This window comes from Caulobacter sp. CCH9-E1 (genome assembly GCF_001556515.1).
In the GTDB taxonomy this organism is placed as follows: Bacteria; Pseudomonadota; Alphaproteobacteria; order Caulobacterales; family Caulobacteraceae; genus Caulobacter.
This window is the reverse complement of the sequence record NZ_LSJA01000172.1, coordinates 1-21,929: the sequence shown is the minus strand read 5'-3', so window position 1 is coordinate 21,929 and position 21,929 is coordinate 1. Positions and strand designations below refer to the sequence as shown.

The 21,929-nt window shown below is 67.5% G+C and carries 17 protein-coding genes and 1 pseudogene; 8 read left to right on the top strand and 10 right to left on the bottom strand.

Annotation, left to right across the window (positions count from 1 at the left end; all coding sequences use genetic code 11):
• The first annotated feature begins 76 nt into the window (after nucleotides 1–76).
• Nucleotides 77–1,042 carry a phosphotransferase family protein gene (locus tag AX690_RS10710; RefSeq protein ID WP_066680221.1) on the top strand — a complete coding sequence of 322 codons (966 nt, stop codon included), beginning with the start codon at nucleotides 77–79 and terminating at the stop codon, nucleotides 1,040–1,042.
• Complete coding sequence (locus tag AX690_RS10705) at nucleotides 1,039–1,410, top strand: DUF6285 domain-containing protein (protein ID WP_066680220.1); 372 nt, start codon at nucleotides 1,039–1,041, stop codon at nucleotides 1,408–1,410. Before AX690_RS10710 ends, AX690_RS10705 begins: the two co-directional genes overlap by 4 nt.
• On the opposite strand, the gene AX690_RS10700 is transcribed toward AX690_RS10705, so the two are convergent.
• The 5 genes from AX690_RS10700 to kdsA form a co-directional block, all read right to left on the bottom strand.
• Complete coding sequence (locus AX690_RS10700) at nucleotides 1,393–2,523, bottom strand: DUF3089 domain-containing protein (RefSeq protein ID WP_066680219.1); 1,131 nt, start codon at nucleotides 2,521–2,523, stop codon at nucleotides 1,393–1,395. The two genes, AX690_RS10705 and AX690_RS10700, sit on opposite strands and share 18 nt — an antisense overlap.
• A gap of 32 nt (nucleotides 2,524–2,555) precedes the next feature.
• Nucleotides 2,556–3,758: an acetyl-CoA acetyltransferase gene (locus tag AX690_RS10695; protein ID WP_066680218.1), complete on the bottom strand. Its 1,203-nt coding sequence runs from the start codon at nucleotides 3,756–3,758 to the stop codon at nucleotides 2,556–2,558.
• 9 nt (nucleotides 3,759–3,767) lie between these two features.
• On the bottom strand, nucleotides 3,768–5,249 hold the full coding sequence (locus tag AX690_RS10690; RefSeq protein ID WP_066680217.1) for an OB-fold domain-containing protein: 1,482 nt from the start codon (nucleotides 5,247–5,249) through the stop codon (nucleotides 3,768–3,770).
• Nucleotides 5,250–5,351: 102 nt separating this feature from the next.
• Nucleotides 5,352–6,353, bottom strand: a complete 1,002-nt coding sequence (gene rfaD / locus AX690_RS10685; RefSeq protein WP_066680216.1) for an ADP-glyceromanno-heptose 6-epimerase — start codon at nucleotides 6,351–6,353, stop codon at nucleotides 5,352–5,354.
• A 3-nt stretch (nucleotides 6,354–6,356) separates the two neighbouring features.
• The gene (kdsA, locus tag AX690_RS10680) at nucleotides 6,357–7,223 is read right to left on the bottom strand and encodes a 3-deoxy-8-phosphooctulonate synthase (protein WP_082769609.1); all 867 of its coding nucleotides are present in this window, start codon (nucleotides 7,221–7,223) and stop codon (nucleotides 6,357–6,359) included.
• A gap of 62 nt (nucleotides 7,224–7,285) precedes the next feature.
• On the opposite strand from kdsA, the gene AX690_RS10675 reads away from it, so the two are divergent.
• Both AX690_RS10675 and AX690_RS10670 read left to right on the top strand, forming a co-directional pair.
• Complete coding sequence (locus AX690_RS10675; protein ID WP_066680215.1) at nucleotides 7,286–8,737, top strand: deoxyribodipyrimidine photo-lyase; 1,452 nt, start codon at nucleotides 7,286–7,288, stop codon at nucleotides 8,735–8,737.
• 70 nt (nucleotides 8,738–8,807) lie between these two features.
• The gene (locus AX690_RS10670; RefSeq protein ID WP_066680214.1) at nucleotides 8,808–10,022 is read left to right on the top strand and encodes a cyclopropane-fatty-acyl-phospholipid synthase family protein; all 1,215 of its coding nucleotides are present in this window, start codon (nucleotides 8,808–8,810) and stop codon (nucleotides 10,020–10,022) included.
• On the opposite strand, the gene AX690_RS10665 is transcribed toward AX690_RS10670, so the two are convergent.
• Complete coding sequence (locus AX690_RS10665; RefSeq protein ID WP_066680213.1) at nucleotides 10,019–11,551, bottom strand: cryptochrome/photolyase family protein; 1,533 nt, start codon at nucleotides 11,549–11,551, stop codon at nucleotides 10,019–10,021. The two genes, AX690_RS10670 and AX690_RS10665, sit on opposite strands and share 4 nt — an antisense overlap.
• Nucleotides 11,552–11,640: 89 nt before the next feature.
• Between AX690_RS10665 and AX690_RS10660 the strand changes: the two genes are divergently transcribed.
• The 4 genes from AX690_RS10660 (at nucleotide 11,641) to AX690_RS10645 (ending at nucleotide 15,954) form a co-directional block, all read left to right on the top strand.
• Nucleotides 11,641–12,639, top strand: a complete 999-nt coding sequence (locus AX690_RS10660) for a cysteine synthase A (RefSeq protein ID WP_066680211.1) — start codon at nucleotides 11,641–11,643, stop codon at nucleotides 12,637–12,639.
• Between the two features lie 78 nt (nucleotides 12,640–12,717).
• Nucleotides 12,718–13,575, top strand: a complete 858-nt coding sequence (gene sseA, locus AX690_RS10655) for a 3-mercaptopyruvate sulfurtransferase (RefSeq protein ID WP_066680209.1) — start codon at nucleotides 12,718–12,720, stop codon at nucleotides 13,573–13,575.
• A gap of 15 nt (nucleotides 13,576–13,590) precedes the next feature.
• Nucleotides 13,591–14,754 (top strand): cystathionine beta-lyase, encoded by a 1,164-nt coding sequence (metC, locus tag AX690_RS10650; RefSeq protein ID WP_066680207.1) that lies wholly within the window; start codon nucleotides 13,591–13,593, stop codon nucleotides 14,752–14,754.
• Nucleotides 14,755–14,877: 123 nt separating this feature from the next.
• Nucleotides 14,878–15,954, top strand: a complete 1,077-nt coding sequence (locus AX690_RS10645) for an alkene reductase (protein WP_066730365.1) — start codon at nucleotides 14,878–14,880, stop codon at nucleotides 15,952–15,954.
• An 83-nt stretch (nucleotides 15,955–16,037) separates the two neighbouring features.
• On the opposite strand, the gene AX690_RS10640 is transcribed toward AX690_RS10645, so the two are convergent.
• The 4 genes and pseudogenes from AX690_RS10640 to AX690_RS10630 form a co-directional block, all read right to left on the bottom strand.
• Nucleotides 16,038–17,678, bottom strand: coding sequence for an NAD(P)/FAD-dependent oxidoreductase (locus AX690_RS10640; protein WP_066680203.1), 1,641 nt, complete (start codon nucleotides 17,676–17,678; stop codon nucleotides 16,038–16,040).
• 48 nt (nucleotides 17,679–17,726) lie between these two features.
• Complete coding sequence (locus AX690_RS24240; RefSeq protein WP_369798199.1) at nucleotides 17,727–17,999, bottom strand: glycoside hydrolase family 95-like protein; 273 nt, start codon at nucleotides 17,997–17,999, stop codon at nucleotides 17,727–17,729.
• A gap of 1,315 nt (nucleotides 18,000–19,314) precedes the next feature.
• Nucleotides 19,315–20,073 (bottom strand): annotated as a pseudogene (locus AX690_RS24235) (glycoside hydrolase N-terminal domain-containing protein); the annotation flags it as partial.
• Nucleotides 20,074–20,156: 83 nt separating this feature from the next.
• Nucleotides 20,157–21,713, bottom strand: a complete 1,557-nt coding sequence (locus AX690_RS10630; RefSeq protein ID WP_066680201.1) for an alpha-N-arabinofuranosidase — start codon at nucleotides 21,711–21,713, stop codon at nucleotides 20,157–20,159.
• Nucleotides 21,714–21,929: the final 216 nt, after the last annotated feature.

The window sequence follows — 21,929 nt, the reverse complement described above, 5'->3', positions numbered from 1 at the left end:
CTAAGGCCAGCCGGGCTCGCCGTAAAGATGAGGAGGTCTTGCCTGACGCCGGGTCAAGGCTGGAACCTTCCTCTCCATGGATGTCGCCGCCGCCCTGGACCGCCTCGCCCCGCGCCTGTCGCCCGCCGCGACGGGCGCTCGCAACGCCCGCCGGCTGTCGGGCGGCGCAAGCTTGGAAACCTGGGCCTTCGACCTTGATGACGGGACGCCGCTGATCCTGCGTCGGCGACCGGACGGCGCCTTGCCACGCGACACCGCCCTGCCGCTATCGAGCGAAGCCGCCCTCATCCGCGCCGCCGACGCGGCGGGCGCGCCCGCCCCCAGCGTCGTCCGCGTCTGCCAACCGGAGGACGCGCTCGGCGAAGCCTATGTCATGCGTCGCCTGGAGGGGGAGACCTTGGGACGACGGATCGTCCGCGACGAGGCCTTCGCCAGCGTCCGTCCCGGCCTGGCGCGCCGCTGCGGCGAGGTTCTAGCCCGCATACACGCCATCCCAACCGAAGGCCTGCCGCCGCTGGCAAAGTCGGACGCCCAAGGCGAGCTGGCGCGCTACGAAGACCTTTATCGCCAGATGAAGGCGCCGCGCCCGATCCTGGAGGCCGCCTTCCGCTGGCTGGAGGCCATCGCGCCGCCACCGCCTGAAAAGCCGGTCCTGGTCCACGGCGACTTTCGGAACGGCAATCTGATGATCCATCCCAAGCAAGGCCTGGTCGGCGTGCTGGACTGGGAGCTGGCCCATCTGGGCGACCCGGCCGAGGATCTCGGCTGGATGTGCGTCAATTCCTGGCGGTTCGGCGAATGGCGCAAGCCCGTCGGCGGCTTTGGGGACTATGCCGACCTGCTGGCCGGCCACGGCGGCGACATCGCCCTGGAGCGCGTCAAGTTCTGGCAGGCCCTGGGCTCGCTGAAATGGGGCGTCATGTGCCTGATGATGTACCAGAGCTTCGCCGCCGGCGCGGATCGGTCGATCGAGCGCGCGATGATCGGCCGGCGGACCAGCGAGACCGAGATCGACCTCGTCGCCCTGATGGAGGCCGCATGATTAGCCATCCGACCGCGGCTGAACTGTCCGAGGCGATCGCCGCGTTCGACGCCCAGCCCGCCACGCCGGGCGACGCCCGCCAGGCCTTCCTGGCCCGCGTGGCCGACAACGCCCGCGCCACGGTGGCGCGCGAGGCTGAACAAGGCGCGCGGCTGGAGGACGAAGCGATCAAGCGTCTCAAGGCGCTGCTTGGACAGGATGGGGACTTCGCCTCGCTCAACGCGGCCCTCTGCGAGGCGCTGCGGCGTGGCGAGCTGTCGCCAAGAGACCCAGCCCTGCTAGCTCACCTGCGCGCCACGGCCATCGGCCAGATCCGGATTGACCAGCCGACCTATGGCGGCCTGGAAGCCTTACTGGCCGCCGGCTGACGCCGCGCTCGCCGCGGCCTTCGTACGCTCCAGGGCGTCGGCTTCCAGGTCGGCGTAGAACAGGTTGAAGGCGTCGACCTTGCGCCGGTCGGCCCAGGAGCCGCTGTCGCGCAGCGAACTCGATTTGGGCTTGCTGGTGCGCAGGATCCCGTTCTCGCAACGCGCAGACACCTGGCGCTGGAGGAACGGCGGGCGGGCGCCCCAGTCCAGGCCCGTGGCGTTGGCCGCGCCCAGGTTCAGGCGCGCCGGGGCGCGCTCCAGCGACGTCCCGCCCAGCAACGGGTTGAAGCACAGCGGCGTGCGGCCTTCGAGGTTCACCAGCTGGTCCGACGGGTCCCAGATCAGCGAGCGACCGATCACCTCCTGCACCCGCTGGAAGTCGCCTTCCGGCGCCGAGATCCAGCCGGCGACGCACCCCGCTTGAGCCTTGCGCTCACAGGCCGGCAGCGGCGCGGCGGGCGTGTATTCGTCGGCCGGAACCGGGGTCTCGATCAGATAGGCGGCGACGAGGCGGCTCTTGAGCTCGGGCTTGGCGGCGATCTCCTCGCTCAGCAGGCGCGCGGCCAGCGAGCCGCCCTGCTCCACCCCGACGATGATGAACGGTCGGTCCTGGCCATAGCGGACGCGATAGGCGCGGAACGCCTGCAGCACGTCGCCATAGGCGAAACGCCGCGCCTCGCGGGCGTCGTCGCGCAGGGTCAGATAGGTGTAGAGGCTGGCCTGGCGATAGCGTGGCGCGAAGAGCCGCCCGACGCGGTCGAACGGGCCGGCATAGTTGGGCAGCACCACCCGCGACAGGAACCGCGCGGCCTTGGGCTGGTCGATGCCGCCGTTCCAGTCGCGGCCGCCGTCGAAGGTCGTCGGATGAACAAAGAAGATGTCGACGGGACGGTCGGCGGCCGGAACAGCCTCGGGGTTGCGCGGCAGCAGCGCCCAGGACGCCCGCTTGCCGTAATCCGGCGCGGGCGGCGGGTGATAGGTCAGGAACGGGACCTTGGGGTCCAGCGCGTTGCTGAGGATGTCGTAACGCCAGATGAAGGCCGCCGACAGGATCAGCGCCAGGAACAGGACGACGCCCGCGAAGATCCAGCGCTTGAAGCCTTTGAGAGCCATGGACTCCTCGGTACATCAAGCGCCGGACGGAATTAAGCCCCCTCTTGGCCGATGATCGCGACCGAGCAGACATTGCTGGCCGGCGCGCCGCCCAGGTTGTGGGTCATGCCGAAGACGGGATTGGTCAACTGGCGCTCGCCCGCGCGGCCCTGCAGCTGCAGATACATCTCGTAGAGCATCCGCAGGCCCGAGGCGCCGATCGGGTGGCCGAAGCACTTGAGGCCGCCGTCGATCTGGCACGGCACGCCGCCGTCGGCGTCGTAGAAGCCGTCCAGCACGTCGCGCCAGCCCTGCCCCTCCGGCGAGATGAACAGGTCCTCCATGGTCACCAGTTCGGTGACCGAGAAGCAGTCGTGCACCTCCATCATCGAGACCTGCTCGCGCGGCCGCTCGATGCCCGCCTCCTTGTAGGCCTTGCCGGCGGCGATGCGGGCGGTGTGGAAATGGCTGCCGTCCCAGCCGTTGTACTGGCTCTCGTAGCCGTTCGAGACCGACAGTTGCAGCGCCTTGACCGTGACGAGGTCGCGCTTGCCCAAAGCCCGCGCGATCTCGGGCGTGGTGACGATCGCCGCCGCCGCGCCGTCGGAGACGCCACAGCAGTCGAACAGGCCCAGCGGCTCGGCGATCAACGGCGCGTTCAGCGCCTGCTCCTCGGTGATCGGCTTCCTCAGGTGGGCCTTCGGGTTCTTGGCGCCGTTGGCGTGGCTCTTGACCGAGACGTGGGCGATGGCCCGCTTCAGGTCTTCCTTGGAGACGCCATGCTTGGCGCGGTAGGCGCTGGCCAGTTGGGCGAAGTTGCCGGGCGCGGAGCCGTTCGGCATGACCTGCGGGCTGAGCGTGCCGGGGTTGGCGACCGGCAGGCCGCCATAGCCGGTGTCCTTCAGCTTTTCGACCCCGACCGCCAGGGCGATGTCGGCCGCGCCCGCCGCCACAGCGTAAACGGCGCCGCGGAAGGCTTCCGAGCCCGAGGCGCAGAAGTTCTCGACGCGCGTCACGGCGATGTTGGGCAGGCGCAGGGCGATCGAGAGCGGCGTGCCGCCCTTGCCCGACCCGATCTCGTCGATGTGCGTCGAGAACCAGGCCGCGTCCAACTGGGTCGGCTCGATCCCGGCGTCCTGCATGGCCTCCAGATAGGCCTCGACCATGAGGTCATCCGGGCCGGCGTCCCAGCGCTCGCCGAACTTGCTGCAGCCCATCCCGAGGATGGCGACCTTGTCTCGGATCCCTTGCGGCATCTTCGCCTCCTATTCCGCCGCCTGGGCGGCAGCCTTGGCCACGGCGACGCGATCAGGCGTCGCCTTCCAGAAATAGCGGACGAAGCCGCGCTTCTCGTCGACCTCCTTGATGCGGAAGACCATCCGCACCGGCAGGCCGGTCTCGACGTCGCCCGGCGCGACGTCGGTGATATCCATCATGATCCGCCCGCCGCCCTCGAAGACGACCATGCCGTAGTGGTTGGGCGGCGACATGGAAAAGGTCAGGTAATCAGCGGAATAGCTGAGAATGCTCGCTCGCCGCTCGGCGAATTTGTACGGCTCCTGGGTGTCGACCGCCGGGTTGTTTGGCGCGACCGAGATGCGGGTGCGCGGGAACTGGACGACGCCGGTCTCGCGGCAGCGGCCGCCGACCAGGCCCAGGATCATGTCCTCGTTGCGATAGAGGGTGGTCAGGGCGGTCTTGTTGTCCTTCTCGGCCCGCATGCCCTTGTCCCATTCGACAAGACCATTGAAGGTCAGGAATTTCAGGTAGTTCGTCTCTTCTTTTCGGTCAGCGAGCGAACCCGTGACGCCGCGTGCGGGACGCTGCCCCTTGCCCGTGGCGCGGAACACCAGGGCTTCGGCGCCCTGCCCGAACTGCGCCACGAGGATCACCTCATTTTCAGCAGCGTTTTCAAGCGCGTGCGCCAACATGATAGGGCCGTGCGCGCAGCCCGCCTCGCCCATCACGGCGGCGAGATTGTCACGCACCGCCTCGGCCTTGATCCCGACGAACTTGGCGACAGAGGCGGCCATGCCGGCGAAGGTCGACGGAAAGCAAAAATGATCGACATCAGAGGCCGTTAGACCAGCAACCTCAAGCGCCTTGCTGATCGCTGGGGGGACGAGCTTGACGATGCCTTCGTCGCGGATCCAGCGCTCCTCCCAGTAGTAGTCGAACCCACCGTCGTCGCCGCGGAAGTGATCGACGAAGTCGTCGGTGACGCTGCCGCGGCCCAGCAGTTCCGCCGCCCCCGCCTCCTCGGTAACCACGAAAGCCGCCGCGCCGTCGCCGAAGTCCAGCTCTTGGGCCGAGGCCGCGCGCGCCTTGCGATGTTCTCCCGCCGCCACCAGCGCCGCCTTGGCCCCGCCGCCGGCGACGGCCGAGAGCGCCTGGGCCAGAGCCGTCAGGCCGCAGCGCTGCGAGCCCGTGACGTCCGTCGCCGCGATCGACTTCTCCAGCGTCAGGGCCGCCGAGACGACGCCCGCGTTCAGCCGGTCGGCGAACGGCGCCGTGGTCGAAGCGAAATAGAGGGCGTCGATGTGGGAGCGGTCGTCGTCGGGCCCCAGGGCGTCGCGCGCCGCCTCGACCGCCATGGTCAGGGCGTCCTCGTCCCAATTGGCCATGGCGCGTTCGCCCTTGCCCTTGGCCTTGAGGTTCGGCGCGACCCAGGCGTTGGCCTCGGTCACCGCCTTGCGGCTCAGACGAAGACGCGGCGCATAGGCGCCCCAGGCGGCGATGCCGACCATTTCTCACTCCCTGCCGGTCGAGTTGATCTCGACTTATCGGCGTTCAGCTTACGCCCGCGTCAGGGAGGGACAAGTGTTCCCCGGGGTCACCGGGGAGGCATCTCAGCGATAGGGATCGTCGGTGTTCAAATAGCCCGCCACGTAGTCGGCGACGCCATCCTCAAGCGAGGTCATCGGCGCGTTGTAGCCAGCCGCGCGCAGCCGGCTCATGTCGGCCTGGGTGTAGTACTGGTACTTGCCGCGCAGCACCTCGGGCATGTCGATATAGGTGATGTCCGGCTGGCGGCCGACCGCCTCGAACGTCGCCACGGCCAGATCGCGGAAAGACCGCGCCTGGCCCGAGCCCAGGTTGAAGACGCCGTTCACCGCCGGACTCTTGGCCAGCCAGGCGACGACATCGACCACGTCGCGGACATAGACGAAGTCGCGCAGCTGACCGCCGTCCTCGTAGGCGGGATTGTGCGACTTGAAGAGCTTCACGCCCTCGCCCGCCGCGATCCGTGGCCAGATCTGGGCCACCACCGACTTCATGCCGCCCTTGTGGTCCTCGTTGGGGCCATAGACGTTGAAGAACTTCAGGCCGACCCACTGTGTGGGGGCGCGACCGCGCGCGGCCTCGCGGGCGGCGTGGATGTCAAACAGGGCCTTAGACCAGCCGTAGGCGTTCAGCGGTCGCAGGGCTTTCAGCGATGCAAGGTCGTCCTTGCCGTCAAAGCCCAGGGCGCCGTCGCCATAGGTCGCCGCCGAAGACGCGTAGATCAGGCGCTTGCCGTGCTGGGCGCACCAGTCCCACAGGTCGCGCGACAGCACGAAGTTGGACTGCACGATCTTGTCGGCGTCGGTCTCGGTGGTCGAGGACACGGCGCCCATGTGGACGACCAGCTCGACCTCGGACCCGCGCCTCGCCAGCCAGTCGAACAGCTGCTCGGGCGCGACGAAGTCGGCGATCGGGTGCTTGGCGATGTTGCGCCACTTGCCGCTGGCGGCGTCGCGCAGGCGATCGCAGACCACGACGTCCAGCGCCGGATCCTCGCAGAGGCGCGCGACAATGTTGGAGCCGATGAAGCCGGCCCCGCCGGTGACGAGAACGATGCGTCGGCTCATGGCTTAGGCCGCGCGCTTGGTCAGGGCGTCGTATTCGAGCAGGTTGCCGACCAGCGCCTCGAACTGGCTCATCGGCACCATGTTGGGACCATCCGACGGCGCCTTGTCCGGGTCGGGGTGGGTTTCCATGAAGACGCAGGCCACGCCCACGGCCACGGCCGCGCGGGCCAGCACCGGTACGAACTCGCGCTGACCGCCCGACGAGGTTCCCTGCCCGCCCGGCTGCTGAACGCTGTGGGTGGCGTCGAACACCACCGGGCAGCCGATCTCCTTCATGATCGGCAGGCTGCGCATATCGCTGACCAGGGTGTTGTAGCCGAACGAGACGCCGCGCTCGCAGGCCATGACGTTCGGGTTGCCCGCGCCGGTCACCTTGGCGATGACGTTCTTCATGTCCCAGGGGGCCAGGAACTGGCCCTTCTTGATGTTGATCGCCCGACCCGTCGCGGCGGCGGCCAGCAGCAGGTCGGTCTGGCGGCACAGGAAGGCCGGGATCTGGATCACGTCAACCGCCTCGGCCACGATCGGACAATGGCTGGTCTCGTGCACGTCGGTCAGGGTCGGCAGGCCGGTGGCTTCGCGGATCTCCTGGAAGATCGGCAGGCTGTCCTTCAGGCCGATGCCGCGCTGGGCGTTGGCCGAGGTGCGGTTGGCCTTGTCGTAGGAGGTCTTGTAGATCATCCCCACGCCAAGACGTTGCGCCATCTCCTTGAGCGCATGAGCGGTTTCCAGGGCGTGCTGACGGCTCTCCATCTGGCACGGTCCGGCGATGATCGACAGCCGCTCGCCATTGCCGATACGAACGGGCGCGCCGGTCGGGGTCTTGATCTCGACGACGGCGTTGGGGGCGACGGCTTGCGGCTGATCCAAGGCGATACTTCCGACGTATTAGAGGCTTTGGGCGCCCAAGAGGTGACCCTTAGGGCGGGACGGTGCAAGTGCGGAAAGACTCTGGCGACAGCGAGGCGAACCCCGGCGCCGTCATCGTTTGGTTCCGCAAGGACCTGCGCATAGCTGACAATCCCGCGCTGCGCCATGCCGCCGACAGCGGCCGCCCGGTGGTCTGCGTCTACATTCACGACGAGACCCCTGGTGTTCGTCCGATGGGCGCGGCGTCGCTGTGGTGGCTGGACAAGTCGCTCAAGACCCTGGCTCAAGACCTTGAGAAGCTTGGCAATAGACTGGTGCTCCGCAAGGGCGTCGCCGCCGAGCTTCTGGACGCCTTGATCGCCGAGACGGGCGCAGCCTGCGTGCTGTGGAACCGAGTTTACGACAAGGCCAGCATGGATCGGGACGCGGCGATCAAGGCCCACCTGAGGGACGCCGACATCGACTGCCAGAGCTTCAACGCCAGCCTGCTGAACGAGCCCTGGACGGTGCAGAACGGCTCGGGCCTGCCCTACAAGGTCTTCACGCCCTACTGGCGGGCGGCGCGGGCGCATCTGGGCGACGTCACCGTAGAAGCCGCGCCGAAGGTCTTGAGATGCTTGGACAAAGCAACGCCTAGCGACAAGCTTTCCGACTGGGGCCTCCACCCCACCAAGCCCGATTGGTCCAAGGGCTTCGACATCTGGACACCGGGCGAGGCCGGCGCGAAGGCGCGGCTGGATGCTTTCCTGTCCGGCCCCATCGCCAGCTACGGCGAGAAGCGCGATATCCCCTCCGCGCCCGCCACCTCGCGGCTGTCGCCCCACCTGCACTTTGGCGAAATCGGCCCGCGCCAGGTCTGGCTGGCCGCCCGCGCCGCCGCCGAGGCGGGCGATATCCCTATCGCGGAAGCCGACAAGTTCCTGTCCGAGATCGGCTGGCGCGAGTTCAACCATTCCATTCAGTACCACTGGCCCGACCTCCTCACGCGAAACTTCAAGCCGGAGTTCGACGGCTTTCCGTGGGTCAAGGACCTTGCCGCCCTCGAGGCCTGGACCAAGGGCGAGACCGGCTATCCCATCGTCGACGCCGGCATGCGCGAGCTCTGGACCACCGGCTTCATGCACAATCGCGTGCGGATGATCGTCGCCTCGTTCCTGATCAAGCACCTGATGATCGACTGGCGCGAGGGCGAAGCGTGGTTCTGGGACACCCTGGTCGACGCCGATCTCGCCAATAATGTCGGCAATTGGCAGTGGACCGCCGGCAGCGGCGCCGACGCCGCCCCCTACTTCCGGATCTTCAATCCGATCAGCCAGGGCGAGAAGTTCGACCCGCAAGGCGCCTATGTTCGACGCTGGGTCCCGGAACTTAAAACTGTTCCTGACGATTTTATCCACAAGCCATGGGAGCGCCCGCTCCATCTGTCTCCGGCGGCGCGGCGTATCTACGCTAAACCGATCGTTGACCACGCCAAGGCGCGCGAGCGCGCCCTGGAGGCCTATCACAGCCTCTAGATGAGCGAGGGCTTTACGAGACGGTGGTTAACGGCGTTAAGTAACGCGTCACCGGAAGCGAGGCCCCGCCTTGGAAAACGCGCTCTGGAATGATCCCGATCTGAAGGCCGCTCCGGCCGCCTTCCGTTCCGCCGTCCGCATCGCGGCCGAGAACTGGGAGGCCGGGTCGCTGACCTTTGTCCTACCCACCGGCAAGAGCCTGACGGTCAAGGGCCGCCAGGACGGTCCCGACGCGACCATCCGCATCCGCGACTACAATTTCGTACGTCGCGCGCTGTTGTCGGGCGACATCGGCTTCGCCGAGGGCTTCATGGCCGGCGAATGGGACACCCCCGACCTTTCGATCGTGCTGGAGGCCTTCTCTCTGAACTTCGACCGCTTGGCCGGCTTGGCCTCGGGCAACCCGATCATGCGGGCGGTGAACGCGATCTATCACCTGTTCAACCGCAACAGCCGCTCGGGCTCGAAGCGGAACATCCACGCCCACTACGACCTGGGCAACAACTTCTATTCCCGCTGGCTAGATCCGACGATGACCTATTCGTCGGCCCTGTACGAGCACCCCAACCAGCCTTTGCCGGACGCCCAGCGCGCCAAATACGCGGCCCTGGCCAAGACCATCGGCCTGGCGCCTGGCAAGCACGTGCTGGAGATCGGCTGCGGCTGGGGCGGCTTCGCCGAGTTCGCCGCCAAGGAGGTCGGGGCCAAGGTCACCGGCATCACCATCTCCCAAGCGCAGTACGATTTCGCCAGGAAGCGCTTGTTCGAACAGGGACTTTCCGAAAAGGCAGACATTCGTCTGGTCGACTATCGCGACGTCGAGGGCCGTTTCGACGCCGTGGCCTCGATCGAGATGTTCGAGGCCGTGGGCGAGGAGTACTGGCCCGCCTATTTCGGCAAGATCCGCGAGGTGCTGGTTCCCGGCGGCCGCGCGGGCTTGCAGATCATCACCATCCGCGACGAGCTGTTCAGCGACTATCGCAGCCGCACCGACTTCATCCAGCGCTACATCTTCCCGGGCGGCATGCTGCCCAGCGAGGCGCGTCTTAAGGAAGAGACCGAACGCGCCGGCCTGGAATGGAGTGATCTCAAGCGCTTCGGCCAGAATTATGCCGATACGCTCGCCGAATGGGGCCGCCAGTTCGAGGCCGCCTGGCACGAGATCCGCAAGGACGGCTTCGACGAACGCTTCCGGCGCCTGTGGCGGTTCTATCTCAGCTATTGCGAGGCCGGCTTCCGCACCGAGCGCACCAACGTCATCCAGCTAGGCCTCAGCCGCGGCTAGACGCCCATCGCGTTCCTGAGCGCCGCCGCCTTCTCCCGAAAGGCGCGGCGTTCGGCCTCGTCCATGCTGCTCAGCGTCTTCAGCGGCATCAGCATGCGGCCGTTGCCGGCCAGCCGCTGAGCGTGGCGGTCTATGAAGTCCCAGTAGAGGGCGTTGAACGGACAGGCGTCGTCGCCGAGGCGCTTCTTGACGTCGTAGCGACAGCCTTTGCAGTAGTCGCTCATCCGATCGATATAGGCGCCGCTGGCCGCATAGGGCTTGGAGCCGACGATGCCGCCGTCGGCGAAGGTGGCCATGCCGCGCGTATTGGGCATCTCGACCCATTCATAGGCGTCGGCGAACACCACCATGTACCAATCGTCCACCGCGTCGGGATGCACGCCCAGCAGCATGGCGAGGTTGCCGGTGACCATCAGCCGCTGGATGTGGTGCGCGTAGGCGTGGTCGCGCGCCGAGCGCACCGCGTCGGCGACGCAGGCCATGTCGGTCTCGCCGGTCCAATAGAACCACGGCAGCTTGCCCTCGGCCTCCAGGGCGTTGCGCAGGCCGTATTCCGGCATCTTCAGCCAGTAGACGCCGCGCACGAACTCGCGCCAGCCGATGATCTGGCGGATGAAGCCTTCCACGGCGTTCAGCGGCGCCCGCCCCTCGCGCCAGGCGGCTTCGGCGCGCCGGCAGATGTCCAGCGGGTCCAGCAGGCCGATGTTCAGCGCGGGCGAGATCAGGCCGTGCCACAGGAACGGCTGTTCCCAGGCCATGGCGTCCTGCCAGTCGCCGAACGCGGGCAGCATGTGCGCCAGGAAGTGCTCCAGCGCCGCCTCCGCCTCTTGCGAATTGGTCGGCCAACCGAAGGCTTCGAGGGTTCCGAAGTGGTCGTCGAAGCCCTTCGAGACCATCTCGATCACAGCTTGCGTCGTCGGGTTCGGCGGCGTGCGCAGGCGCTGGGGCGGCCGCACGTCCTTGGGGAGTTTCTTGCGGTTCTCCGGATCGAAGTTCCACCGCCCGCCGGCCGGCTTGTCGCCCTCCATCAGCAGGCCGGTGCGTCGCCGCATCTCGCGATAGAAGAACTCCATCCGCAGCTCGCGACGCCCCTCGGCCCAACCCGCGAATTCGGCGCGCGAACAGAGAAAACGATCATCCTCGCGCGCTTCGATCGGAACGCCGACCTCCAGCAACAGCAGCGCCTGCTCCAGACCCCACTTGCCGCAGGCGGTGCGGACCACGCGATCGAAAACGCCCTCGCCCAGCGCGCGCGTCAACTCGCCGGCGATGGTGCGGGTATTCTCGGGATCGTCCAGCGTCACGTAGCGAACGCGCAGCCCCTTGGCCCGCAGGCGCTCGGCGAACTGACGCATGGCCGACCAGACCAGGACGAGTTTCTGCTTGTGGTGCTTCCAGGCGGTGGCTTCGGCGACGCTCTCGACCATCAGCACGACGTCACGCGCGGGATCGACATCGTTCAGCGCCGACAGGCTTTCCGACAGCTGGTCGCCCAGCACCAGCCGCAAAGCCCCTCGCGAATTGCTCACCCCGAACCTCCCGCCTTCAGGAAAACTAGGCTTGCGTCGCGCGGCCCGCGCACGATCTACCATGCCAGTCCGGCCACGCAGGTGAAATCATGACCATTCTCCCCAGCGTTCTCGACGCCATCGGGAACACGCCCTTGATCCGCCTGCGCCGCGCCAGCGAGGCGACCGGCTGCGAGATCCTGGGCAAGGCCGAGTTCATGAACCCTGGCCAGTCGGTCAAGGACCGCGCCGCCCTGGGCATCATCCGCGACGCCGAAGCCAAGGGCCTGTTGAAGCCCGGCGGCCGCATCGTCGAAGGCACCGCCGGCAACACCGGCATTGGCCTGGCCATGGTCGCCTCCGCCCTCGGCTACAAGACCACGATCGTGATCCCCCGGACCCAGAGCCAGGAGAAGAAGGACGCCATCCGGCTGCTGGGCGCCGAGCTGGTCGAGGTCGACGCGGCTCCCTATTCGAACCCCGGCAATTATGTCCGCTATTCCGGCCGCTTGGCCGAGGAACTTGCCGCGACCGAGCCCAACGGCGTGATCTGGGCCAACCAGTTCGACAACACCGCCAACCGCGACGCGCACTACATGACCACAGGCCCGGAAATCTTCGACCAAACAGAGGGTAAGGTCGATGGCTTCATCTGCGCCGTCGGATCCGGCGGCACCCTGGCCGGCGTCGCCGCCGCCCTGCGCGAGCGCAAGCCCGAGGTGAAGATCGGCCTCGCCGATCCCCACGGCGCGGCGCTCTACAGCTGGTACAAGGACGGGGAGCTGAAGTCGGAAGGCAATTCGATCAGCGAGGGCATCGGTCAGGGTCGCGTCACCGGCAACCTCGAGGGACTGACGATCGACCACCCTTTCCGCGTCTCGGACGAGGAAATGCTCGAGGTGCTCTACGACCTCGTCATGCACGAAGGCCTGTGCCTCGGCGGCTCGGCGGGCATCAACATCGCGGGGGCCGTGAAGCTGGCGAAGGAACTGGGTCCCGGCCACACCATCGTGACCGTGCTGTGCGACCACGGCTCGCGCTACCAGTCCAAGCTGTTCAATCCCGCCTTCCTTAAGGAAAAGGGCCTGCCCGCGCCGCCCTGGATGTAGCTTGCGACAAGGCGCTCGCGCGGCGATGTTGCCGACGTCTCGAAACGGGGGCGAGTCAGCCCCCAGAAAGGCGTCGACATGAGCACTCCGTCCGATCCGCTGGTCTCCACCGCCTGGCTGGCCGAGCATCTCGACGCGCCGGACGTGCGGGTCGTCGACGCCTCGTGGCACATGCCCGCCGCCCAACGTGAACCGTACAAGGAGTTCCTGGCCGCCCACATCCCGGGCGCGGTGTTCTTCGACATCGACGACATCGCCGACGAGACCACCGACCTGCCGCACATGATCCCGTCGCCGGTGAAGTTCGCCTCTCGGGTCAAGAAGATGGGCCTGGGCGACGGCTCGCGGATCGTCGTCTACGACAGCATCGGCATCCTGCCCGCCGCGCGCGCCTGGTGGCATTTCCGCGCCATGGGTCACGAGGACGTCGTGGTGCTGGACGGCGGCTTGCCCAAGTGGATTTCCGAAGGCCGCCCGATCGAGGACGGTCCCGCCGCGCCACAGGAGCGCCACTTCACGCCGCGCTATCAGGCCGACATCTACCGCTCGCTGGAACAGATGCGCGAGATCGTCGCCACCGGCCGCGAACAGGTCATCGACGCCCGCGCCGCGGGCCGTTTCGAGGGCCGCGATCCCGAACCGCGCGCCGGCCTGCGCGGCGGCCACATGCCCGGCGCCCGCAACATTCCGCTGGCGGCGATGATCGCGCCGGACGGGACCATGCTGTCGGCCAACAAGCTGAAGACCGTGTTCGAGGCGGCGGGCGTGGACATCAACAAGCCGATCGTCTCGACCTGCGGCTCGGGCATCACCGCGGCGGTCGTCGCCCTGGCCCTGGCCCGCATGGGCAAGCCGCGTTCGGCGGTCTACGACGGCTCCTGGACCGAATGGGGCGGCTTGGCCGACACCCCTGTCGCCACGGGTCCGGTCGCCTAGCGTAAGAGTATCCCGATGGACGAAGAAACCCGCCTGATCCGCACGGGCCTGGCCAATCACACGCTGGCCAAGACGGTCAATCCGCCGATCCAGCGGGGGTCGACCGTGCTGCTGCGCGACGCGGCCTCGCTGTACGATGACGACCAGCTGACCTACGGCATCACGGGCCTGGCGACCCCCAGCGCCCTGCAGGCCGCCCTTGCCGACCTGGAAGTGGCCGAGGACGTCACCCTTTATCCATCCGGCTTGGCCGCGATCACCGGCGCTTTGCTCGCGGTCCTGAAGGCGGGCGACGAGGTCTTGGTCGTCGACAGCGCCTACAAGCCGACCCGCCGCTTCTGCGATCGTTTGCTTTCCCGCTTCGGCGTCACCACGACCTATTACGACCCGGCCCTGGACGCTGACGCCCTGATGGCGTTGGCAACGCCGCGCACGCGCCTGATCGTGCTAGAGGCGCCAGGCTCCCTGACCTTCGAGATGCAGGACATCCCCGCCATCGCCCAGGCGGCGAACGCGCGCGGGATCATGACCCTGATCGACAACACCTGGGCGGCGGGCTTCTACTTCAAGCCGCTGGCCCATGGCGTCACGCTCAGCGTCCAGGCCCTGACCAAATATGTCGGTGGTCACTCCGACTGCTTCATGGGATCGGTGGCGACCTCGGACAAGGCCGTCGCGGCGCTGCTGGGCGAGGCCATGTGGGACATCGGCTGGTCCGTGTCGCCCGACGACGCCTACACCATGCTGCGCGGCCTGCGGACCCTGGCCACGCGCCTGCCGCGCCACCACGAGAACGGCCTCGAGGTCGCGCGCTGGCTGCAGGCGCGGCCCGAGGTGTCGCGCGTCCTGCACCCCGCCCTGCCCGACGATCCGGGCCACGCGATCTGGAAGCGCGACTTCACCGGCGCCTGCGGCCTGTTCGGCGTGGTGCTGAAGCCCTGCAGCCAGACCGCGGCCAAGGCCTTCCTCGACAGCCTGAAGCTGTTTGGCCTCGGCTTCTCGTGGGGCGGCTACGAAAGCCTGGCGCTCCACTGCGATCCGCAACTCACGTTCCGCTCCACCCCCGTGAACCTGGAAGGGCCGCTGCTGCGCTTCCATGTGGGGTTGGAGAGCGTCGAAGACCTAAAGGCCGATCTCGACCAGGCCTTCACGACGTTTCGCGGCGCATCCCCGCTTTAGGGAAAGGCGCGTCGTTTTTAGATAAATCAGCAGCTGTTGCGGTTGCGAACGACGAAAGCACGACCAGATAGCAGCCAGACGCCGACGGAGGGTCGGCGCCCCTGCCCAAAGGGACAGTCTCGCATGCCCAATCTGTTCGACCCGCTGCGCGTCGGCGACCTCAACCTGCCCAACCGTGTGGTGATGTCGCCGCTAACCCGGCTACGCGCCGACCCGACCCACATCCCCAACGCCCTGATGGCCGAGTACTATGGCCAGCGCGCCTCCGCCGGCCTGCTGATCAGCGAGGGCGTGCCCGTGTCGCCGCAAGGCGTCGGCTACGCCGGCGTCCCGGGCATCTGGTCCAAGGAACAGACCGAAGGCTGGAAGCAGGTCACCAAGGCCGTGCATGACAAGGGCGGCCGCATCTTCATGCAGATCTGGCACGTCGGGCGCATCTCCGATCCCGAGTTGCTGAACGGCGAGCTGCCGGTCGCGCCCAGCGCCATCGCCGCCAAGGGCCATGTCAGCCTGCTGCGCCCGCAGCGCGACTACCCCACCCCTCGCGCCCTCTCGACCGAGGAAATCGCCGGCGTGGTCGAGGCCTTCCGCCAAGGGGCAGAGAACGCCCAGGCCGCCGGCTTCGACGGCGTGCAACTGCACGGCGCCAACGGCTATCTGCTCGACCAATTCCTGCAGGACGGCAGCAACCATCGCACCGATCAGTACGGCGGCTCGATCGAGAACCGCGCCCGTTTGCTGCTCGAAGCGACCGACGCGGCCATCTCGGTCTGGGGCGCGGATCGCGTGGGCGTGCACCTGGCGCCGCGCGCCGATAGCCACTCGATGGGCGACAGCAACCTCGCCGCGACCTTCGGCTACGTCGCCAAGGCCCTGGGAGAGCGCAAGATCGGCTTCATCTCGGCCCGCGAGCACGAAGCCGCCGACAGCCTGGGTCCGGACCTGAAAAAGGCCTTTGGCGGCGTCTACATCGCCAACGAGAAGTTCGACCTGGCCAGCGCCACCGCCGCGATCGAGGCCGGCAAGGCCGACGCCATCGCCTTCGGCAAGGCCTACATCGCCAATCCGGACCTGGTGGAACGGCTGAAGGCGGGCGCGGCGCTGAACACGCCCGACCCGACCACCTTCTACGGCTTCGAGAACGGTCCGCGCGGCTATACGGACTATCCGACGCTGGCCCAGGTCAGCGAGCCGGCGTAAGCCTTTCAAAGCACAAGCTCTTGTCATCCCGGATAGCCGCGCTGCGCGCCGCGGCCGGGATGACAAGGGTTTTGCGACCAGCCCTACGCGGCCTTGATCAGCCCCTCGGCCACATACTGAGCGGCCACGGCCTCGGCGACCTTGATGCCGTCGACCGCGGCCGAGAGGATGCCGCCGGCATAGCCCGCCCCTTCACCGGCCGGGAAGAGGCCGGCGGTGTTCAGGCTCTGGAAGTCCTTGCCCCGCGTGATCCGCACGGGCGAGGACGTCCGGGTCTCGACACCGGTCAGCACCACGTCCGGATGGTCGTAGCCCGGGATCTGGCGGCCGAAGACCGGCAGGGCCTCGCGCATGGCTTCGGTCGCGAATGGCGGCAGGCATTTGGCCAGATCGGTCAGGTGCACGCCGGGCTTGTACGACGGGACCACGGCGCCGAATTCCGTCGAGGGACGGCCCGCCAAGAAGTCGCCGACCAGTTGTCCCGGCGCCTGGTAGGTCCCGCCGCCCGCCTCGAAGGCCAGGCTCTCCCACTTGCGCTGGAACGCGACACCGGCCAGCGGGTGGCCCGGATAGTCCTGCTCGGGATTGATGTCGACGACGAAGCCGGAATTGGCGTTCCGCTCGTTGCGCGAATACTGGCTCATGCCGTTGGTGACGACACGGCCAGGCTCGGACGTCGCCGCCACCACCGTACCGCCCGGGCACATGCAGAAGCTGTAGACGGTCCGGCCGTTCTTGCAGTGGTGCGACAGGCTATAGTCGGCCGCGCCCAGGTCGGGATGGCCGGCGCAGTCGCCAAAGCGCGCCCTGTCCATCCAGGACTGAGGATGCTCGATCCGAACCCCGATCGAGAACGGCTTGGCCTCGATGTGGACGCCACGATCGTAAAGCACCTGGAAGGTGTCGCGCGCGCTGTGGCCCAAGGCCATCACGACATGGCGGGCCGGCAGGTAGTCGCCGCCGGCGATATGAAGCCCCTTCAGCCGGCGGGAGCCGTCGGCGCCGACCTCGATGTCGAAGTCCTCGACCTTGTGCTGCCAGCGGTACTCGCCGCCCAAGCTCTCGATCAGCGCCCGCATGTTTTCGACCATGTGGACTAGGCGGAAGGTGCCGATGTGCGGATGGGCCTCGGTCAGGATCTCTTCCGGCGCGCCGGCCTTGACGAACTCCTCCAGCACCTTGCGGCCCAGGAAGCGCGGGTCCTTGATCTGGCTGTAGAGTTTGCCATCCGAAAAGGTCCCCGCCCCGCCTTCGCCGAACTGGACGTTGGACTCCGGATTCAGCTCGCCCCGCCGCCACAGGCCCCAGGTGTCCTTGGTGCGCTCGCGCACCACCTTGCCGCGATCCACGATGATGGGCCTCAGGCCCATCTGCGCCAGGATAAGACCCGCGAACAGGCCGCAAGGCCCCGCGCCGATGACCACCGGCCTCGGCCCCTCGAAACCCGCCGGCGCCTTGGCCACGAAGCGATAGTCGGTGTCTGGCGTGACGCGAACCTGATGGTCGCCCTCGAAGCGGCTCAGGACCGCCGCCTCGTCCCGCAGCACGACGTCGACCGAATAGACCATCAAGATCGCGGACTTGCGGCGCGCGTCATGGGCGCGGCGCGCGACCGCGAAGCTCACCAGGTCATCGGCCTCGATCCCCAGGCGTGTGACGATGGCGGGCGCCATGGCCTCTGGCGGATGGCCGAGCGGCAGCTTCAGTTCCGAAATACGCAGCATGGCGCGGGTCTTAGCCAAAAGTCGGCCGCCGCGCCATCCGTGCGGACGTTAAGCCGCGCGGGCCAAGGCTCCGTCGCGCGGGACAAGACGAGCGCTCTGGCCCTCACGAAGCTCCACGGTCAAGCTGGAGCCGCCGAGCACCACGACGTGACGGCCCTCGACCTTGGCCGTGAGCACCGCCTCGGCCAGCTTGCCGCCCGCCCAGCGCACGTCGACACCGACCGCGCCCCGCGCTCGCAAGCCCTTGATGTGGCCCGACGGCCAAGCCGACGGCAGGGCCGGCAGCAGGTAGATGCGATCGTTGCGGCTCTGCAGGATCATCTCGGTCATGCCCGAGATCCCGCCGAAATTGCCGTCGATCTGGAACGGCGGATGGGCGTCGAACATGTTCGGATAGGTCCGCTCGGGCCCGAGCAGCAGGCGCAAGATTCCATGGGCGTGATCGCCCTCTCCCAGCCGCGCCCAGAGGTTCAACCGCCAAGCGATCGCCCAGCCGGTCGAGAGATCGCCGCGCGTGACAAGGGTCGTCTTGGCCGCCGCCGCCAGCTTCGGAGTCGTGTCGATCGCGATCTGGTCCGATGGAAACAGGCCATAGAGGTGCGAGACGTGACGGTGGTGGATGTCGGGCGCGTCGGCGTCCCAGTCCTCCTGCCACTCCTGCAGCTGGCCGTCCTTGCCGATCTTGTAGGGCGCCAGCTTGTCGCGGGCCGCCTTGAGCTCTGCGACGAAGGCCTCGTCCGCGCCCAGCACGGCCTCGGCCTTCAGGCAGTTGTCGAACAGGTCGCGGATGATCGCCTGGTCCATGGTCGGACCAGCGACGATCGAGGCCCCATGCCCATGGTCGTTCTCGGGCGCAGCGACGGGTTGGTGACCAGACGCCGAACTTGGGATCGACCACCAGGGTGTCGAGGAAGAACCGCGCCGAGCCCTTCATCAGCGGATAGACCCGCGCCAGATAGGCGCGGTCGCGACCGTAGTCGTAGTGGTCCCAAAGGTGCTTGCACAGCCAGGCGCCGCCGGTCGGCCAGACGCCCCATGGCGCGCCGTCCACGGGCGCGGTGGCTCGCCAGAGGTCGGTGTTGTGATGCGCCACCCAGCCCCGCGCGCCGTACATCGCCTTGGCGGTCCTCGCGCCGGTCTCCGAGAGGTCCCTCACCAGCGCGATCAGCGGCTCGACCAACTCCGGCAGGTTGGTCGGCTCGGCCGGCCAGTAGTTCATCTCGGTGTTGATGTTGATCGTGTACTTGCTGCCCCACGGCGCGTTGGGCTTGTCGTTCCAGATCCCCTGCAGGTTCGCGGCCTGCCCTCCCGGTCGCGAACAGGCGATCAGCAAGTACCGGCCGTACTGGTAGTACAGCGCCGCCAGCGACGGGTCGTCGGTCGTCGGCGAAGCCTTAATCCGCTCGTCGGTCGGCGGGAGTTCGGCGCGCGTGCGGCCGAAATCGACCTCGACGCGGTGGAACAGAGCGCGATGGTCGGCCTGGTGATCGGCCAGGATCTTCGCCCACGGCTTGTTCGCGACCTTGGCCAGCGTCGCCTTGTTCAGCGCGGTCGGGTCGCCTGAAACGTCGTCGTAGCGACGGTAGCTGGTCGCCGCCGCGATCAGCAGGACCACCTCGTCGGCGTCGCGGATCGACAGGGTCTCGCCCTGCCCGCTCACGCGCCCGCCCTTGGCGCGGACATCGACGCGGCATTCGAACTTGAGCCTGGCGGCGATCCCCTGCTGGCTGTCATTTACGCCGGTGAGCACCAGGCTCCGCCCCTCGATGGAGGCGACAGGCTTGGATTTCAGCGGCGAGGCGAAGCTCAGGTCCAGGCTGATCGCGCCCGAACGACTGGCCGACAGACGCACGGCGATCACCCCGTCGGGCGCGCTGGCGATCACCTCGCGCAGGTAATCCACGCCGCCAGCCGTGAGGCGCGTCGTGGCGATCGCGCCGTCCAGGTCCAGCTCGCGGACATAGCCGGTCGGTTCTGCCAACCCAGGAAACTCCAGCTTCAGGTCGCCGATCGTCTGGTACGACATCTGCTGCTTGGGAACGCCGACGAACTTGGCCTCGGCGAGCTGGGCGGCCTTGGCGTACTCGCCGGCGTCGATCAGGCGGCGGATCTCGGGCAGAGCCGCGCCGGCCTCGGGATTGATCGGCTCATAGGGACCGCCCGCCCAAAGGGTGTCCTCGTTCAGTTGCAGTCGCTCGGCGCCGACGCCGCCGAAGACCATGGCGCCCAGCTTGCCCGAGCCGACGGGCAGCGCCTCGACCCAGGTCTTGGCCGGCTGGCGGTACCAGAGCCGGAGAGGCGAGCCCGACGACGCCGTCGCGGCGCGCCCCGAGGTGGCGGCCAGAGCCGGCGCGGCGCCCAGGGCCGCCAAAGTGGACCGACGGGTCAAGGTCATGCCGCGAGCCTCCCAACACGCGAAAAGCCGGACGCGCCCTTCTAAGGTCACGTCCGGCTCTCTTTAGAGGGGCGTGGCGCCCCCTAGTCGACCGCCACGACCACCACCGACTTGGCGGGGATGGCCAGGGTCAGGGTGTCGCCCGCGATCTTGCCGCCCTTGAACGGGACCGGCGCCACGGCCGGCTTGGCCCCGAAGGCGTTCATCGCGTCCATCTTGTCGGCGGTCAGCACCTGGCCGGACACTGACTTGGCCTTCAGGCCGCCCAGCGCCACCGACAGCTTAACGCCGTCGTCCGGCGACATGTTCGCGACGGCCACATAGGTCTTGCCGTCCTTGCCCTTGGCCGCCGAAGCGTTAAACGCGGGGATCTTGGTGCCGCCGACGTCGATCTCGGGCGCGTTGACATCGAGCGGGATCGCCGTCGAGTCCTGGAACGGCACGTACATCTTGTAGGCGTAATAGGTCGGGGTCAGGACGATCTTGTCGCCTTGGGTCAGGATCATCGCCTGCAGCACGTTGATGGTCTGGGCGATGTTCGTCATCTTCACCCGGTCGGTATAGCGGTGGAAGATGTTGAAGTTGGCCGCCGCCAGCACGCCGTCGCGCAGGGTGTTCAGCTGGTAGAGGTGGCCCGGATTGGTGCCCGGCTCGACATCGTACCAGGCGCCCCACTCGTCGACATAGAGGCCGATCCGCTTGCTGGGATCGTTCTTGTCCATCGCGGCGATGTGCTGCTTGAGCAGATCATCCATCCGCAGGGTCTGCGCGAAGGTCTGGCCCCAGGCGGCCTTGTCGAAACCGGTCGCCACGCCCTTCTTCGACCATTGGCCGGTCGGGATCGTGTAGTAGTGGAGCGAGATCGCGTCCATGTACTTGCCGGCATGCTTGGTGACCACGTCGGTCCAGTTCACGTCGAACGAATTGGCGCCCGAGGCGACGCGTACGGCGGGATTATCGGCGTTCTTGTGGAAGAAGGCCGAGAAGCGGCGGTATTCGTTCGCGTAATAGTCCGGCGTCATCTCGCCGCCACAGCCCCAGCTCTCGTTGCCGATGCCGATGAACGGGACCTTGAAAGGCTTGTCACGGCCGTTGGCGCGACGTTCCTGCGCCAGGGTGTCGTCACCCGGCGAGGTCATGTACTCGATCCACTCACGCATCTCCGTGGGGTCGGACGAACCCATGTTGATCGAGACATAAGGATCGGCGCCGACCTGTTCGGCGAAGTCCATGAACTCGTGGGTGCCGAAGGCGTTGGTCTCGGGAGAACCGCCCCACCAGTTGTTCTTGCGCGAGGGGCGCTTGTCGCGCGGGCCGATGCCGTCGCGCCAGCGGTATTCATCGGCGAAGCAGCCGCCGGGCCAGCGGATCACCGGGGTTTTGATGTCCTTCAGCGCCGCGACGACGTCGCTACGAATGCCGCGCACATTGGGAATCTTGGAGTCGGGGCCGACCCACACGCCGTCATAGATGCCCGCGCCCAAATGCTCCGAGAATTGTCCATAGATGTAACGCGAGATCGGCGCGCCTGGCTTGTCGGCCTTCAGGGTCGCGGTCGCGGCGATTTCGCCGGCCTGCGCGCTCGCCGCCATCGCCAGCAGCGTGATCGCCGCGCCTAGAAACGTCCTGGCCAACGCCATGCTCTTCCCTCTCCTTTACGCGCGGATGCTTCAGGGCTCCGCCTTGTTCTGACCGCGTGCATAGCAGCGGTTATTTTGTCGTACAATAAAGATCCGAAAAGGCGCGCCCTCCGGACACAAGAAAACCGCCGGCCCTGGAGAGAGCCGGCGGCGAATGCTCTTAGTGGTTATCCCTGGGCAGGCCCTTGGTCTGGGCGATGCGCTGGTATTTGACGG

Excerpts from the sequence above, each read along its gene's own strand:
- AX690_RS10645 (WP_066730365.1), top strand. The coding sequence starts at position 14,878 with ATGCCCAATCTGTTCGACCCGCTGCGCGTCGGCGACCTCAACCTGCCC.
- AX690_RS10695 (WP_066680218.1), bottom strand. The coding sequence starts at position 3,758 with ATGCCGCAAGGGATCCGAGACAAGGTCGCCATCCTCGGGATGGGCTGC.
- metC (WP_066680207.1), top strand. The coding sequence starts at position 13,591 with ATGGACGAAGAAACCCGCCTGATCCGCACGGGCCTGGCCAATCACACG.
- AX690_RS10705 (WP_066680220.1), top strand. The coding sequence starts at position 1,039 with ATGATTAGCCATCCGACCGCGGCTGAACTGTCCGAGGCGATCGCCGCG.
- sseA (WP_066680209.1), top strand. The coding sequence starts at position 12,718 with ATGAGCACTCCGTCCGATCCGCTGGTCTCCACCGCCTGGCTGGCCGAG.
- AX690_RS10690 (WP_066680217.1), bottom strand. The coding sequence starts at position 5,249 with ATGGTCGGCATCGCCGCCTGGGGCGCCTATGCGCCGCGTCTTCGTCTG.
- AX690_RS10660 (WP_066680211.1), top strand. The coding sequence starts at position 11,641 with ATGACCATTCTCCCCAGCGTTCTCGACGCCATCGGGAACACGCCCTTG.
- AX690_RS10710 (WP_066680221.1), top strand. The coding sequence starts at position 77 with ATGGATGTCGCCGCCGCCCTGGACCGCCTCGCCCCGCGCCTGTCGCCC.
- AX690_RS10640 (WP_066680203.1), bottom strand. The coding sequence starts at position 17,678 with ATGCTGCGTATTTCGGAACTGAAGCTGCCGCTCGGCCATCCGCCAGAG.
- rfaD (WP_066680216.1), bottom strand. The coding sequence starts at position 6,353 with ATGAGCCGACGCATCGTTCTCGTCACCGGCGGGGCCGGCTTCATCGGC.
- AX690_RS10630 (WP_066680201.1), bottom strand. The coding sequence starts at position 21,713 with ATGGCGTTGGCCAGGACGTTTCTAGGCGCGGCGATCACGCTGCTGGCG.
- AX690_RS10700 (WP_066680219.1), bottom strand. The coding sequence starts at position 2,523 with ATGGCTCTCAAAGGCTTCAAGCGCTGGATCTTCGCGGGCGTCGTCCTG.
- AX690_RS24240 (WP_369798199.1), bottom strand. The coding sequence starts at position 17,999 with ATGATCCTGCAGAGCCGCAACGATCGCATCTACCTGCTGCCGGCCCTG.